8 protein-coding genes are annotated in these 15,481 nt (G+C 36.8%); all 8 read right to left on the bottom strand.

Going from position 1 to position 15,481, the window contains the following annotated elements:
• Positions 1-29 precede the first annotated feature (29 nt).
• The 8 genes from BM201_RS14505 to BM201_RS14470 all read right to left on the bottom strand — a co-directional run bounded on the left by BM201_RS14505 (position 30) and on the right by BM201_RS14470 (position 15,475).
• The gene (locus BM201_RS14505) at positions 30-1,535 is read right to left on the bottom strand and encodes an alpha-L-fucosidase (RefSeq protein ID WP_092543873.1); all 1,506 of its coding nucleotides are present in this window, start codon (positions 1,533-1,535) and stop codon (positions 30-32) included.
• Entirely contained in the window at positions 1,535-3,790 is a 2,256-nt protein-coding gene (locus BM201_RS14500; RefSeq protein WP_245758656.1) for a beta-glucosidase family protein, read from the bottom strand. Before BM201_RS14500 ends, BM201_RS14505 begins: the two co-directional genes overlap by 1 nt.
• A 7-nt stretch (positions 3,791-3,797) precedes the next feature.
• Positions 3,798-5,984, bottom strand: a complete 2,187-nt coding sequence (locus BM201_RS14495) for a glycoside hydrolase family 3 C-terminal domain-containing protein (RefSeq protein ID WP_092543871.1) — start codon at positions 5,982-5,984, stop codon at positions 3,798-3,800.
• Between the two features lie 10 nt (positions 5,985-5,994).
• Complete coding sequence (locus BM201_RS14490; protein ID WP_092543869.1) at positions 5,995-8,001, bottom strand: glycoside hydrolase family 97 protein; 2,007 nt, start codon at positions 7,999-8,001, stop codon at positions 5,995-5,997.
• A gap of 82 nt (positions 8,002-8,083) precedes the next feature.
• On the bottom strand, positions 8,084-10,483 hold the full coding sequence (locus BM201_RS14485) for a glycoside hydrolase family 31 protein (protein ID WP_092543950.1): 2,400 nt from the start codon (positions 10,481-10,483) through the stop codon (positions 8,084-8,086).
• 18 nt (positions 10,484-10,501) lie between these two features.
• Entirely contained in the window at positions 10,502-12,064 is a 1,563-nt protein-coding gene (locus BM201_RS14480; protein ID WP_092543867.1) for a GH39 family glycosyl hydrolase, read from the bottom strand.
• Positions 12,065-12,079: 15 nt separating this feature from the next.
• Positions 12,080-14,557 (bottom strand): beta-galactosidase GalB, encoded by a 2,478-nt coding sequence (galB, locus tag BM201_RS14475; protein WP_245758655.1) that lies wholly within the window; start codon positions 14,555-14,557, stop codon positions 12,080-12,082.
• A gap of 72 nt (positions 14,558-14,629) precedes the next feature.
• Positions 14,630-15,475 (bottom strand): hypothetical protein, encoded by an 846-nt coding sequence (locus tag BM201_RS14470; protein WP_092543863.1) that lies wholly within the window; start codon positions 15,473-15,475, stop codon positions 14,630-14,632.
• Between the last annotated feature and the right edge of the window lie 6 nt (positions 15,476-15,481).

Raw genomic sequence — 15,481 nt, 5'->3', positions numbered from 1 at the left:
TTAGTATCTGGTCATTGGTTTACTATTTATTAGTTCTCACTTGTAGTTATTTTTATTACCCACGCATTTTCATCAACAATTTCGGAGGGAGTTAAAATGCTTAAACCCTCAGCTTTTAACTCATAATTTGCTTTTTCATCACTCCCTAAAAACTCTACCTCAGTTATCGAAAATTGATTATTGGAAAAAGATTTTAGCAAAATCTCTTTACTCTCTCCGGGCCAACCAAGAAAAATAACGTAGATATTATTTCCTTTTTGCGTGTAACGAATATCCTGGGGCGTATAGGTTATTTTATCTAAAAACATCCCAGATTTTTCTTGTATCGTAGGGCCTTCTCCAAATACTTTCCAGGTATTTGTACCATAAATGGCTTCTCCATTAACTTCGAGCCACTTTCCTATTTCTAACAAAATCTTTTGCTGATCTTCAGGGATAATACCATTTGCTTTGGGAGAGACGTTGAGCATAAGAGCTCCATTTTTACTTACAATATCTACTAAAACATCTATAATTTCGTCGGCTGTTTTAAGTCCCAGATCATTTGTGTAACTCCAGCTACCTACAGATACTGTTTCATCAGTAAGCCAATATTCTTCGGTTTTGGTATTCATTCTTCCTTTTTCAAGATCTTCAAGACTAACAGATTTTGGTAGCTCACCTTCTTTATGGGTTATAACGACCTCTTTATCATTTTCTTCAGCATAATTAAAATAATCTGCTACAAATTTTGCTTTTATAGAATCTGGAATTTTATCCAGTTTACTGTCAAAATAAATAAGGTCTGGGCCATATTGATGTATTACTTCATGTAATTCTGAAAGCCAGTTTTCGTAAAATTTTTCCTTCGGAATATTACCATACAAAATACTTAATAAAGAGTCTGATGAGGAAGTTGGCATATCTGGATCATAAGGAAAATAAGAAGTATCATCCAACCATTTTGAAGAATCCTTTTGAAATACCTGTAATGTTCTTGCTTTATGAAATGAGGTTACAAATTTCATCCCTTTTTCATGAATAGCTTTTTCTAACTCGCCAACAATGTCACGATGGGGCCCCATATCTACAGAATTCCACGGGTTGGTTTTACTGTCCCAATTACTCCATCCATCATGATGCTCTGCAACGATACCCGCAAATTTTGCTCCCGATCGTTGAAATAAACTTGCCCAGTCCTCGGCATTGAATTTTTCAGCTTTAAACATTGGCACAAAATCGTGATAGCCAAATTCTGAAGGTTCACCATAAGTCTTTACATGATGCTGATATTCTTTACTGCCCTTTATATGCATATTTCTGGGATACCAGTCGTTGGCATAGGCAGGCACCGATAAAACACCCCAATGCGCATAGATACCAAACTTAGCTTCTTTAAACCAGTTTGCTGTTTCCTCGTATTTAGCAAGAGAATCCCAATTCGCTACATACTTTTGTTTTTTTGTTGTAGCCAAATCACTTTTTCCCTGTTGCTTACAGGATATCATAGAAACAAATAGAATAATTAAGAGATATGTAAGTTTATTAATTTTCATTATTCCTGAATTTGGATTTCTAGCTCGCTCATAATATTTCTAGAACTATTTCCTAATTTCAATTGGTATGTTCCGGGTTCTACCACCCATTGTTTAGAAGAAACCTTGTAATAAGCCAATTCTTTTATCGGTAATTCAATATCAACTGAAACAGATTCGCCTGTATTCACTTCAATCTTTTTAAAAGCTTTTAGTTCTTTATCAGCTCTTTCTACTTTACTATTAGGTTTGGATGCGTAGACTTGTATCACCTCTTTCCCTTCAAATTCACCGATATTGCTGACTTTCAGATTTAATTTTATAGTATCATTATCCGTAAAAGTTTTCTTATTCGTTTTTGCTTCAGAAATTGCAAAATCAGTGTAAGACAGGCCATAACCAAATGGATATAATGGTGCTATGTCTTTTGTATCAAACCATCGATATCCAACCAAAATTCCTTCATCATAACTAACCGTTTTGTCTCCTGGAAAGCTATTAGTCGCATGGGCGGGAGAATCTTCAAGTTTTTTAGGCATCGTCCAGGGAAGTTTTCCTGAAGGATTTACTTCACCTAAAAGAACATCTGCTAAAGCATTACCTCCTTCTGAGCCATTAAACCAACTCCATACTAAAGCAGAGGACTTCTCACTAATTTCATCTATTTCATAAGGAGCTCCCGCGATCATCACTACGATCGTATTAGGGTTCGCTTCTAATACTTTTTTGACAAGTTCTTCCTGGCCAAATGGTAATTCTAAACTTGCTCTATCTGATGCTTCAGTTTCATAATCTCGATTAGATCCTGCAAAAATAATTGCCGCATCTGCATTTTTCGCAGCTTCAACAGCTTCTTCAACTAGTTTTGGGTCTAACTCATCTATAGTAACAGGACCATTTAGAGTAACATCTCCTAGTTTGGCTTTTTCAGTCTTAGAATATTTTTCTTCGTAACCTTGAGCAAATTTGATATTTACAGATTCTGGAAGTCTGTTTTTTAAACCTTCAAGCGGAGTGATCTCTCGCTTCGTTTTAACTCCCGCGCCAAATCCACCGAGTGCATTTTTCTTAGTGGCATTATCGCCAATTACAGCAAGACTTTTTATTTCGCTGGGATCCAAAGGCAGTAAATTTTTATCATTCTTTAGCAACACTACAGATTCTGCTGCAATATTATAAGCATCTTTAAAATGTGCTTCAGTGCTAATACTTCCCTCCTTACGATCGCCTGGACCCATACTTTTTACAGAATACATCACTCGCAAAACTCGTTTTACGTGCTTATCAATTTCTGTTTCTGAAATTTTTCCTGCTTTAGCTGAATCAATAAGTGGCTGTGCCAAAAAGTATTCATCAAAATCTTTAGGAGTTCCCATTTCAATATCAAGTCCGCTTTTTAAAGAATTTACAGAACTATGAACTGCAGCCCAATCTGAAATTACAACTCCTTCAAACCCCCATTCTTCTTTTAGTAGTTGATTCAGCATAAAATCATTTTCACATAAATATTCTCCTCGAAACTTGTTATAAGCGCCCATCATTGCATAAGCATGCGCTTCTTTTACTGTAGCTTCAAAAGCAGGTAGGTAAATTTCGCGCAAAGGACGTTCGGCAATTTTAACGTTCACATAATCACGGTGCGTTTCCTGATTGTTCGCTGCAAAATGCTTTACGCATGCTGCAACATCATTATCCTGAATACCTACCACAAAAGGAACTGCCAGTTTTTTGTTTAGAAAAGGATCTTCTGTAAAGTATTCGTAAGTTCTTCCTCCTAACGGAGTTCTAATAATATTAATAGCGGGAGAAAGCAAAACATCTTTACCTCTAGCTCTTGTTTCTTCCCCTACACTGTTTCCAAAAGTATAAGCTAGATTAGGGTTCCAGGTAGCAGACAATCCTGCTCCTGCCGGGTAATACGTGGCATAATCGTCCTCTAATCCTAAAGGTGCCCATGAATCTTTTTCTAACTCTTCTCTTACTCCCAAAGGCCCATCGGCCATTTTCAACTCAGGAATGCCCAAACGTTCCACAGCTTTAGTAGCGAACATGCTATTACCATGCAGTAAGCCTGTTTTTTCTTCTAAGGTCATTTCAGCAATAAGGCTATCGATCTTGCTATCAAAATCTTTAGAGATTGGTTTGCCTTTATAGATTTTCTGCTTGGTATTTTGGCCAATATTATCGATTTCAGACTGCTTTTCTTTTTTACAGGAGCTAAGCCCGATAATAAGTATCAGGCATGCTAATGATACTATTTTTGATCTGATATTCATCTTTAGATTAGTTTTTTATGTTGAGAGGTTTGGTTAAGTAAATCCGATTGGAAGCACTTCCTATCTGAATTTCAATTTGATTTTCTTCCAGCTTAAATGAATTGCTTTTTGTATTCCAATACTCCAGATCTTCAGCCTTAAGACTCAATGTAATCTTTTTAGTTTCGCCAGGTCTAAGATCTATTCTTCGGAAGGCTTTAAGTTCTTTTAAAGGCCGATCTATTGCTGAATTTAGATGAGAGATATACAATTGAGCAACTTCTTCTCCTTGCCTATCGCTTTTATTCGTTAATTGAAAGTTTATATAAATAGTTTCTCCGTCACTTAAAGTTTCTCTTGAAATTTGAAGGTTTTTATATTCAAAATTAGAGTAGCTTAGTCCGTGACCAAAAACGTACAAAGGTTCTCCTTCAAAATAGCGGTAAGTACGTCCATTTCTTATATTGTAATCCATCAATGGAGGAAGATCAGTAACGTCTTTTACCCAGGTTTGTGTTAATCTTCCAGCAGGATTGTAATCGCCGAATAGAACATCTGTAAAGGCGGTCCCTAATTCCTGAGAATTCTGAGTTAGATGTAAAATTGCAGGCACATTCTCCTGCGTCCAGTTAATTGCATAAGGAAAACTACTAATTAGTCCTACGATTGTATTTGGATTTGCTTTATATACCAATTTTATAAGGTCTTCTTCCTGCAATTGCAATGATTGGCGATCTACGGCTTCTTTACCTTCACCGGCCACAGGGCAATCTGCCCAACCAGCACCACAAGTTGGTTCATTTCCAACAATTAACAGGGCTACATCTGCTTCACTTGCAATCTTTACTGCTTTTCCATCAGCATTATTTTTCGCGTAGGTTAGTTCTACTTTGTTTTTTAATCGGTCTTTTAAAGCTTGTAGTACAGAGATGGTGTAAGGAGGAGTACCGCTATACCAATCCAATAAAACTTTATCTGCTTTACTACCAATAACTGCGATTTTAGTGATCTCATTTTCATTTAAAGGTAACAGCTGCTTTTCTGAATCATTTTTCAATAACACAATAGATTTTCTAGTAGCTTCTAGAGCTAATTGACGATGTTCCTTCATTTTCCAGGGAGCTATGCTATCTTCGCCTGTACCTATTTCTGCATATGGATTTTGACTTTGATCACTATCCATTAAACCTAATTTGATCATGACACGATAATTCCCTCTAAGTACATTATCCAGATCTTTTTCAGTTAAATATCCATTAGCCAAAGCACCATAAACAGCTTCAGAGTATTCATCTAAAAACTGACTAATTCCAGCTTTAATAGCTGCTGCCGCTGCTTTATATTTATCTTCATAATATTTATGATCTGAAAGCAATAATTTGAAAGCACCCCCATCTGTACAGATAATTCCATTTTGTCCCCAAGTCTTCTGGCTAAGTTCTTCAAGAATAGGATGCACCATAGCAGGAACTCCATTTATTTTATTATAAGCTGCCATATATGCATTGCTTCCACCTTTGGTAATTCCCATTCTGAAGGGTACAGCATAATACTCATGCATCAATCGATCATCAAAGTCTGAAGATGTATAAGTTCTTCCATCTTCATTAGAATTTGCCAAGAAGTGTTTCATTAGTGAGGCAGTCTGCCAATATCCATTTTTTTCAGATTGCAGCCCTTTTGCAAATGCCACAGTTAAAGATCCTGTAAGAAATGGATCTTCACCAAAGCTTTCTTCAGTTCTTCCCCATCTCGGATCTCTAGCAAGATCTGCATTGGGAGCTCTTACCACTAAAGCACCACGATTAAAAAATTGTTTAGCAAACCTCGCTTCCTTTCCTTCTGCCCTTGCTACTCTTTCTAATAAATTAGTATCCCAGGTTTCTCCCAGTCCATAAGCCTGCGGAAAGGTGGTTGTGGGTAGTGGCGGCCTGTCTTTTCCTCCCCATTCTGCAGGACCACCAAGCGCTAACCCATGTAAACCTTCCACATGGCCTGTTCCTTCAACACCCAAACGTGGCACTTCTGGATTAGTACTCAGGGCATTTACCTTTTCCTCTAAGGTCATTGAGTTCAATAAATTATCAATGCGCTCCTCTAAAGATAATTTGCTGGATTTAAAAGCGGCTTTATTTGTTTCCTGAGCATGATTGAACTGAACATTAGAAACAAGCAGTAATAGGACTAAATATATTTTAGTGCAACTTAATTGCATACATTCATATTTATAATTTCTTGAAACGTATAGCAGCGCCTCCACTTTCTCCTAGCAAAAGACTAAGTGAATCTGTAGCGGTAACTTCTTTTTTAGAAATATCTACGGCTGTTGGATTATTTTCATGACCGGTTCCCGGAGCATCTGCGTAAATTTGAGCTTCATATGTAGCTCCATCATCCAAAAAGTCTAATTGAATATTGATATCTCTAGCTTTTTCGTTAGTAATAGCCCCCAGGTACCAGTCTTCACTTTCAATATCTTTTCTTACCGTCGTAATATATTTCCCTATTTCTCCATTTAGCACCTTAGTATCTTCCCAATCTGTAGGAACATCCTTCAGAAATTGAAAAGCTGGTTTATCCACATAATTTTCTGGTAGGTCTGCTAACATTTGTAAAGGAGAATACAATACAACCATTAGAGCAAGTTGCTTTGCAGTGGTAGTATGAACTCGTTTACCGGGATATCCTTCTTTTACCTCTACATCAAAAACAGCCGGAGTGAAATCCATTGGGCCAGCCAGTAATCTTGTAAAAGGTAAGGTTGCGGTATAATCTGGAGGATTTCCTTCACTCCAAGCATTATATTCCTGACCTCTTGCTCCTTCCCTTGCCATCATATTGGGATAAGTTCTACGCTCACCAGTATCTTTAATAGGCTCGTGGAAATAGATTTCTAATCCATATTCTGCTGCTTTTTTAACAACATACCTGTAATAATTTACACCAAATTGACCATGATGCCATTCCTTCATATTTAATTTAGAACCTACCTGCCCAATTTTCACAGTAGTGATTCCTCTCTTTTTGTAAAGTGCAAAAGCCGAATCAATTTGTTTCAAATAATTATGAAGATTGGAACCCGTTTCGTGATATCCTACGATTTCAACATCGTTTTCTGCAGCATAATCTGTAACTTCTTTCAGGCTAAAATTATCTGCTTCTTCAGTAAAGCTGAACTGGTGCATAGCGTTCTCGTACCATGCAGGTGTCCATCCTTTGTTCCAGCCTTCGATCAATAAATAATCTATACCCAAATCATTGGCATAATCGATATATTTCCGAGCATTTTTTGTAGTTGCTCCTTGTTTATCACCTTCCCAAAAAGTATATTTTCCTATGTGCATTCCCCACCAAATACCTAAATATTTAAACGTCTTGATCCAGCTGGTATCTTCAAGCTTATTAGGTTCATTTAAATTTAAAATTAGATATGAGGTGATTAAATCTGTAGGTTTATCTGCTATTTGTAATGTTCGCCAAGGTGTAGTAAAAGTATCAACAGTTCTAACTTTTACACCATCTGCCCAAGGCACTAAATCTGTTTTTAAAGTCGTGCCATTGGTATGAGCCAAAGTAGTACTGGCAAAATCTACTAAATTAGCTTCATGAAAACTTATCGCTAATCCATCATTACTTTCAATAGTTAACGGAGTATGCACGGTATCCAATGTGCTAACAGGGGAAGCAGTAAAAAGGTTTTCATAACGTTGTTCATCATAAGCTGGAATCCACCAGGCTTTACCATCTTTTGCCAGATTAAAAGTGGTTAGCTCGTCCATAATGAAAATACTATCTTTAATTCCCTGTTCTGGAAAAACATATCTAAATGCGATTCCATCATCATAGGCTCTAAATTGGATATCTAACTTTCGCTCTTTATTGGTTTTTTCTTTTAAATGAACTGTAAGCTGATTATAGTTATTTCTGATCTCTTTTTTTTCTCCCCAAACCTGCTCCCAGGTGGAGTCTTCAGATGATTCTTCAATATTAATTACTTCCAAGCCGTTTTGAAGAGTATCCTTATTTTTAAAGACAAACCCCATGCTTGATGGTAAAATCACTTTGGTATCTCCATGATTTACGGAATATTGTGGGGAACCTCCGTTAATATCAAATTCAATACTATTTTTTCCTTCAGGAGAACTTAAAGTATAGGACTCAGACTCTTTTTCAGAAGAACAACTGAAAATTAGCAGTTGCACAGCTACTAAAAGGGGTATTTTCTTATACATATTTTTAAAGTTGATTTATAATTCGAAGTGATGCGGGATTCCAAATAAAGAATCCCGAAATTCTATAATTTGGAGTTCAAATTTATTTTAAGGCAGTTTCAATTTTAAAACTCGTTTTTCCGCTTAGTGGATTGCCGTTTAGCTGAAATTCTTTTCCTTCTTTTTTGACTGAAATATTTTCAATTTTTTCACCGTCGGGAAGGTAAACCTTACCACTTGCGGTATTTGTATTTGAGTCTGCAAAAACCTGAAGTTCCAATTTTGTCCAATCCATATCCCGAGTAGACTGCGCTAGTTTAATATGCGGTATAAGGGTACCATTCTTAACTAAGGCGATAATAGGAATTTCTCCTGCCTCGATGGTATGCCAACCTTTTCCGTATACTTTATGCGTTTGATAGTCTATCCAGGTTCCTTCAGGTAAATAAACTTCGCGTGCGTTTTGTTCCTCAAACAATGGGGCGACAAGCATATTTTCACCAAAGAGATATTCATCATCGATTAGCCAGGATCCTTTATCATCAGGAAATTCTACGAATAAGGCACGCATCATTGGTAATCCTTTTTCTGAACTTTCCTTGGCCTGTGCATAGATATAAGGCATCAACTCATACCTCATATTATCAGCTTTTCTAAAGTCTTTCAAGAATTCTTTGCTGTATTCCCAAGGTTCTGTTGGTGGTTCCCCATGGCTTCTTACGTGTGAGGAAAGCATTCCGAACGGAGTCCATCTTCTATAAATATTTTCTGGAGATTTGGTTACGAAACCTCCAACATCATGACTCCAAAAACTAAAACCACTAAGCCCTAAAGATAATCCGCCGCGAAGTGTAGCAGACATAGCTGTATTGGTAGTTGCAGCATCGCCTCCCCAATGCAAAGGATAACGTTGGCTACCCGCCCAGGTACTTCTTGCCCAAATTAAAGTGTATCCTTTTTCTTTTTGTGTAATTTCAGCAACCGCTTTATTGTAACGTAGCGGGAATAGATTATGCTCATAGAAACCTGTTCTTCCAGAATGATAAATTCCGTTATAAGGTGCTGCTTCACCAAAATCTACTTTAAAAACGCCTACTCCATGGTCTAATAAATGTTTCAGTTTCCCCTGATACCATTCTACAGTTTCAGGATTCGAAAAATCGAGGACGGCATCTTCAAAAGGAATATTTCCCTTGCGATCTTTTACCGCATATTCATTATCAACGATCTCATTAAAAAGCGTGTTTTTTGGTGTGAAATAAGGCAATTGCCAAAGGCTAACATGAAAGCCATCTTCCTTCATATCTGCCATCATTCCTACAGGATCATCAAAACGTTCTTTTGCAAATTCATAATTGTTTCTCCAGTCGACTTCAAACCAGCCGGTATCAAAATGGATAACATCACTAGGTATCTTATAATCTCTTAGATTCTTTGCAATTTCGCGACCCTCTTTTTCAGAAAAATAAGTAATTCTACTCATCCAAAATCCGAATGACCAAAGTGGTGGCATTGCTGCTTTTCCGGTTAAATTGGTGTATTCATCCAAAATATCTTTGGGATCTCCCAAAAAGAAAAATAGATCTGCAACATCATCGCCGAGCATCATCTTGTTTGCAGCATTAAAATACTTTCCAAAATCTACGGTAATTGGTGAAGAGGTGTGCATAAATACACCGTAACCACGGTTACTCATATAAAAAGGTATAGGCTTATACATCGTTTCATTTTGAACACCGTTGGCATCGTCTGTATACAAGACTACTTTTTGCCCTCTTTTATTAAATTGAGTAAAGGATTCTCCACAACCAAAAATCTTTTCTCCAGGTTGTAAACTAAACACCGGACTAAAACTGCGGGAATAGTCACTATTTCGCCTTACGTATGAAAATGGAAGTACAGGCGTATAAGTATTTTGAACATCTGAGTTATGTAAAGTGCTTGTTAACAGTTTACCATTCTCGTCATAAATATTGACATGCCATGGATTAGAAATGATCTCTACCCTTCCATGATCACTACTGAATTGATGTCCGCCTTCAATTGTGGTATAATCCCATAACTCTGGATGATTAGGAGCTGTACCTTCAACCAGCATTAAGGATTCCTTAGGCTGATTGAACTGCGGACCCGATGTCATTTTTAATCGTATTGTTCTATCTGAAACAAACTGAATTTGAAAAGGAAGCTCAGGAGATTCAGCATATTCTGTAGCAGGAAATTCATTAGCAGGTACGTTATCTGGCTTCATCAGCATATTGTTAAATGCCTGCCTGGTCTGGTACTCGTAACGTTTATATTTAAGTGTTCCCTTACCTGTTTCAGGATCGAATGAAACAAGCTCATCGGCAAAGTAAAACGTATTTTCATAATTTTCGAAATCCTTGCTAATATCGATCGGCTCATTTAGCGTTTGGCTATTTTGAATTTGTGCGCTTATAGTCCAAAAGCTACCTAAGCCCAGAATAGCGAAAACAAGCTGAATTATTTTTAGTTTTTTCATATAGCTGGTCATCTGTGTTTAAAGTTTTTTGAATTCAAGAAGAAAAACGTCATTCTCACGAATGGAAATTTTCATCGAATGCGCTTCTGTTTTGTCAATTAATATAGTCTGAGTATTTTCTGGTTCTCCACTACTTAAAGATTTTAGTTGTTTTACCTGATCTTTAGATAACTGCTTTGGAGCTCCCATCTCTAAATATCTTGTGTAAGGATCATTTTTTTGAAAGCCGACCTGATATTTAGTCACTTCATAGTTTCCTTTCGGAATATGCTTCAGGTCTAGAATAATTTCTCCTTTTTCTTTAGCTGGTAGGCGTTGCGAATAATAGGTTTGGTTTAATTCTGAATCTTTTGGAAGCGTATAAGTGAAATCCCAAAATAGTACTTGAAAATCTCCATTTTCGTCTTTGGCTACATAAGACTGCTGGTCGTTATTAATTAATTCGGTTTCACCTAATTTGTTCAGAAATTCATAGGCGTAATAAGCTGATTTCTTGATTCCTTGAGTATTCATAAGCCCGAAACCACCATGAAACGGTTCGAATCTTGGACCGGCTTCTTCAAAAATATCAGTAAAAACCCAATAGGACATTGAATTTGCCGCATCACCAATTTGCTTTAGCTTTTGAAGAATATAAGCTGCCTGATGATAACTATCGTGAATAGGATCTGCAGGAGTATAAGAAGAACTCCATTCGGTGTAATGTAATTCTAAATTTTCTTTAGAAAGACTATCCATCTTTTTACGTACATCAATTACATCTCCACTAACACTCCACTCATCTTCATTCAGAATAGTACCAGAAGTGCCAAATTCATCTAAATACCCCTGTTTTACACCATAAGAATGAGTTGAAATATAATCGATAGGCACCTCATTTTTATCAGTAAATTCAATAGTCTCATCTACCCAGGCATTTCCCGCTGTCGCCGGACCTCCAATCCTATAATCTTTACTAACATTTTTAACTGCCTCTGCTGTATACTTATATAATTTGAAATATTCCTCTTGTGTTCCTGCCCAGAATCCATCTAAGTTAGGTTCGTTCCATACTTCGAAATACCAGGTTTTCAGCTCTTCTTCTCCATAGCGATCGGTCCAATGTCTTAAAAGATTCTCTACCAGATCTTTCCATTTATCATAATCATTAGGAGGTGTTATATTTCCCTTCCACCAAAAGATCGTCTCATCACCACTGGCTAAATAATTTGGCATAAAGCTAATCTCCACGAAGGGTTTCATCCCAATTTCTAAAATGTAATCGTATAGAGCATCGATATACTGATAATTGTATTGTGGATTTCCTTCATCATCTAATCTGTACACCCCCATATCGTCTGTCAACAAACCATGCATTCTTATGTATTTGAAATCACAATCTTTTTTTATTTCGGCTAATTGTTGTTGCCAATCTGCACGAAGTCCTTCGTTAGCTCTGCCAGCACCAATACATTCTTTAAACATGGTATTGAGTTCACCCAATTCTTTGTCATAATCGATATTGATCTTTCGATTTTGAGCTTGAAATGTTATGGCAAAACATCCAAAAACTATCGTAAATATGAATTCTAGCTTTCTCATTTTATCGTTGCTATTCTAATTGGATGTTAATACTGTGCTTTTACTTTCTAATCCTGCTGAACGAGCGGAAATTTTAATTTCTCCAGCCTGTTTTGTGGATTGAACAATTACCAAACATTTTCCATTAAGTGCACGATGTGATTTACCCTTGAAAGATTCATGATTAGTTGGATCACCACTGGCAACACCAACAATTTTTCCTGGGCCCTCGATTTCGAAATCAATTTGATTATTTGCTCTGGGCGCTAATATTCCTTTGCCATCAGTTATATTCACCATAACAAATGAAAGGTCTAATCCGTTTGCTTGAAGTTCTTTTCGATCTGGAGATAACTCTATTTTAGCAGGTTTTGAAGCTGTTTTTATTTCAGTCTCTTTTACAACTCTTCCGTTTTTTCTGGAAACCGCTTTTAAAGTTCCTGGTTGAAATGGAAATCGCCACATTACATGAAGCTCCTCACCTTTTTTAGATTTGGATCCCTTAGACTCTCCATTAAGAAATAATTCTACCTCATCTGCATTGTTATAATATGCCCAAACATCAACTGTTTGGCCTTGTTCCCAATTCCAGTGGGGTAAAAGGTGAAGCACATCTTCATCTGTCCATTCACTTTTGTACATATAATACACGTCTTTTGGAAAACCTGCCAAATCTACAATTCCGAAATACGAACTTCTTGAAGGCCATTCATATGGTGTTGGTTCTCCGATATAATCAAAACCGGTCCAGATAAAAAATCCAGATAGAAAGTCGTTCTTTTTAATGATCTTCCAGCTTGTTTCGTGTAATGATCCCCAAGGTGTTCTAACCTGATCGAATGCTGAAATTGTTTGATCTGGATTGCCGCCTGTAAAAACCTTATCCCAGCGTACCGGCCAGATCTTTGTAGTATCCGATGGAAACTCATAATAACCTCTGGTTTGTAGGCCAGAAGTAGTTTCTGTAGCAATAAAAGGGGTATTTGGAAAGTTTAACTGATGTTTTTCCCAGGTTTGATGGGCATAATTATAACCTATCAAATCTAAAGCACCAGATCCTGCTAACGAATTAGGTTTATCTGCAGTTTCTTCAAATTGAATTGTAACTTCTTTATCTGAAACATGAACTGGAGGATTCATCCCTGCGGTTACCGGACGAGTACTATCTAAGCCTTTAACGATATTAGATAATTCTACACCAATTTTTGCTCCTTTATTACTCCATTGTTCCTGAATTTCGTTCCCGATACTCCACATAAAAACACTGGGATGATTTCTATCTCTTTTGATTAGATCACTAAGATCCTGCTCATGCCATTTGTCCCAATATTGGCTATAATCGTGCTTTGTTTTGGCAGTAGTCCAGATATCAAAGGCTTCATCCATTACAATAAATCCCATTTGATCACATAGATCCAATAATTCTGGCGCTGGAGGGTTATGAGCTGTACGAATTCCGTTTACACCCATTTCTTTCAAAATCTCTAATTGTCTTTCTATTGCCCTAATATTAATTGCTGCTCCTAAAGGACCAAGATCATGATGCATGCAAACACCACGGATTTTTTGAGATTTTCCATTCAGTATAAATCCTTTTTCGAGATCGAATTCAAAATCACGAATACCAAAGCTGGTTTCGAAACGATCTATTCGGTTTTTATTCTGAATAATATCTATTTGAGCCTTATACAACAAAGGAGAATCTATTGACCATAGCTTGGGATTAAGGATTTTAAGCTCTTTATTAAAATTAATTGCTGAATTGGCGGTTATGCTTAAAGCTGAAGTTTCGGACTTAACTATTTCCTGGTCACCCTGAAATATAGTTACCTGAACTTCAATTTCTTTATCTTTAGCAAACTCATTTTTAATTTCAGCAGTAATATTTACCAGAGCTTTCTCCTCTGAAATATTAGGTGTTGTAATAAAAGTTCCCCAATTTGGTATATGAATTTTACTGAGTTTCTTTAACCATACATTTCGATAAATTCCACTTCCTGAATACCACCTGGAATTAGGCTGATCACTATTATCTGCTTTTACTACGATCGTATTATCTTTAGATCCGAAATTAAGATAAGGGGTAAGATCATATTCAAATCCTATATACCCATTAGGACGTTTTCCCAAATAACTGCCATTTATCCAAACTTCACTATTTTGATACACTCCGTCGAATTGAATCTTATGCAAATGAGTGCTGTCTTGAGCTGGAATCTTAAATGATTTTTTATAATAGCCTACACCACCAGAAAGCGCTCCTCCGCCTATCCCTGCCAAACTATTTTTATCAAATTCCTGATAAATACTCCAGTCATGAGGCAAATCTATAGCCTGCCAAGCATTAGCATTTAAAGCATCATTAAGGCTCTTAATTGTATCGTTCTTATAGAATTTCCAATTCTCAGTAAATAGTTGTTTACGATCTGATAATTTTGAAGCTTCCTCCTTTTTCTGGCAAGCAAAAAGAATAAAAGATAGTATAGCAACTATGCCAATGGATGACTTATTCATAATGTACTGTTTATAAGCAATCATGGGTGATGTATAAAAATGCCGGCAGCAATTTGCTACCGGCTAATATTCTTATTCTTTAGGTCTGTAATGAAAAACTATTTGGGCAACACCTTCTCCTGTTCTGGATTGATCTCTTATTACTGCAAGTCTCAAAGAGTTTTCTGAAATCTCTACAACATTTACAGATGTCCAATTACTAACGTCTCCATAATAATCACCTCCAAAAAGTACATCTACTCCTCCATTAAATCGGATAGTATGATTATCGATATTGTAATTAAAAGAACCAGTAGAAGTCGTTTGACTATCAGAGTTTATAGCGGTTTGGGTTACCTCAACATTATATCCTCCATCAAGGTCAAACGTCATTTCGCCCCAGTCTTTATTCTCCATTACCCACTCGTTTCCTGCATAATCAGGAAACCAGTTCCAGTAATCTGAACCACTTTCGTTGTATGGATAATCTAAGCCGGCCCATCCAACAGGGCTAGTCATATCTAAAACCCAAGTCTTACCTTCAACTCCGTTAGTAAGCATAGCCCACTCTTCTTCGCTAAAATATTCTTCATCATTTGAAGATACTTCTACACTTACAGGATCTGCCTCTACTGCTCCACCTTTGGTATATGCAGTGTAATAAACATTATAACTACCCGCGAAAGGTAAAGTGACTCTTAGACTATCTTCATTGGAGGTACCAATCTGGCTGCCATTGGCATCAGTATAGCTCCAGTAAGAAATGTAATCTGGTTCCATGCTTTGCAGAATAACTTCGTTATCATTCCCGTCAGCCTGGGTTACCATAAAGTTTAATTGATCGCCCTGCAATTCTACATCAGGGAAACTATATTCATCCTGGCAAGAAGTTAGCAACAGGCCAAACAAAGCTATAAGTATGTAATTTATATGTTTCATCTTTTA

The sequence above is a fragment of the Zunongwangia mangrovi genome (assembly GCF_900112105.1).
GTDB lineage: Bacteria > Bacteroidota > Bacteroidia > Flavobacteriales > Flavobacteriaceae > Zunongwangia > Zunongwangia mangrovi.
Note: the sequence above shows the minus strand (reverse complement) of the source record. Positions and strands in the feature narration are given on the sequence as shown.